This is a genomic window from Rhizobium sp. RAF56 (assembly GCF_052113965.1).
In the GTDB taxonomy this organism is placed as follows: Bacteria; Pseudomonadota; Alphaproteobacteria; order Rhizobiales; family Rhizobiaceae; genus Rhizobium.
In genome coordinates this window covers 1-1,334 of sequence record NZ_JBFRDU010000103.1, presented here as the reverse complement: position 1 = coordinate 1,334, position 1,334 = coordinate 1, and the positions used below count along the sequence as shown (strand labels likewise).

General features: G+C 58.1%; 2 protein-coding genes and 1 pseudogene. All 3 read left to right on the top strand.

Going from position 1 to position 1,334, the window contains the following annotated elements:
• The first annotated feature begins 77 nt into the window (after positions 1 to 77).
• Positions 78 to 524, top strand: coding sequence for an IS66-like element accessory protein TnpA (tnpA, locus tag AB4048_RS28735; protein ID WP_442205339.1), 447 nt, complete (start codon positions 78 to 80; stop codon positions 522 to 524).
• The gene (tnpB, locus tag AB4048_RS28730) at positions 521 to 877 is read left to right on the top strand and encodes an IS66 family insertion sequence element accessory protein TnpB (RefSeq protein WP_442205338.1); all 357 of its coding nucleotides are present in this window, start codon (positions 521 to 523) and stop codon (positions 875 to 877) included. The genes tnpA and tnpB overlap by 4 nt, the downstream gene beginning before the upstream one ends.
• Positions 878 to 948: 71 nt before the next feature.
• Positions 949 to 1,334: pseudogene (locus AB4048_RS28725) on the top strand (IS66 family transposase); the annotation flags it as partial.

Below are 1,334 nucleotides of genomic sequence, written 5' to 3'. Positions count from 1 at the left end.
GTAAGCGCTGTTTTGCCCCCACCTTCCGGATCAGCGTTTGATTGTCGATGTTGAGGCTCGAAAGAGAGCTTGAACATATGTCGATTTCAGAGCTTACGCTTAAATCTAGCGATGAACCGGTGCGCCGGTTTGAGGTATTCACAGGCAAAGGCCGCCGTCGTGAATGGAGTGACGATCAAAAGGCGCAGATCGTTGCGGAAAGCTACGATCCTGGCGTGACAGTGTGCTCTGTGGCGCGGCTTCATGGGTTGACGCCGCAGCAATTGTTCACTTGGCGACGGCTCGCCCGAAAGCCGCTTGAGGTTCTTTCTCTGCCCGAGGAAACACCAATGTTCGCACCAGCGGTCGTCGAGCCGCCTGGGAGGCTCATGACGAAGAATGCGCGGCGGGCACGTTTGCCAAAGAAAGTGTCTGCGGGAGCGGCTATTGAATTGCAGATTGATGGAGCCATTCTGCGCATCGCCTCCGGCACCGATGCCGCAACCATTGCCGCCGTCATTCAGGCCTTGAAGGTTCAGTCGTGATCGGTCCGTCCGGTGCGGTAAAGGTGATGATCGCCACCAGGCCTGTCGACTTCCGCAAAGGTGCTGAAGGATTGGCGGCACTGGTGAAGACGGAGATGGGTGCAGACCCGTTCTCGGGCACGATCTACGTATTCCGGGCCAAACGAACCGACCGGATCAAGCTGATCTTCTGGGACGGAAGCGGCGTCTGCCTGGTCGCCAAGCGGATCGAGGATGGTGAGTTCCATTGGCCTCGAATGCAAGATGGCGCGATGCATCTAACGGCCGCCCAGTTCTCGGCCTTGTTCGAAGGATTGGACTGGAAACGCGTACATGCGCCGAGCGAAACGCGCACCCCGATAAAGGCCGGATGACGGGCGCGACCAATTGAATCAGCCCCATTCAGTCTCTCGTTCCAAGCGGAAAAATATGCTGTTCTCGATCCATGACGATAACGGTAGACGAGCTTCCCGATGACCTGAACGCGCTGAAAGCAATGGTGCTTTCGCGCGAGGCAGAGAATGCCCGCCTTCGTCAGATCATCAAGGTATTGCAGCGCCACCGCTTCGGCCGCCGTGCCGAGACGCTTCCCGAGGACCAGCTTCTGCTTGGTCTTGAAGAGGCCGAGCAAGTTGAGGCTGTCTGGCTGGAAGAGAAGGAACAAGCATCCACTGCTCTTCGCCAGGCGCAAGTTGCCAAGCGGCGCACAAACAGAGGTGCGCTGCCAGCCCATCTGCCGCGCATCGAGATCGTGGTCGATATCGATGACCATGCCTGTCCTTGCTGCCGCAACGACCTGCATCGGATCGGCGAGGATGTCAGCGAGAAGCT

Coding starts and splice junctions, on each gene's coding strand:
- tnpA (WP_442205339.1), top strand. CDS start 78: ATGTCGATTTCAGAGCTTACGCTTAAATCTAGCGATGAACCGGTGCGC.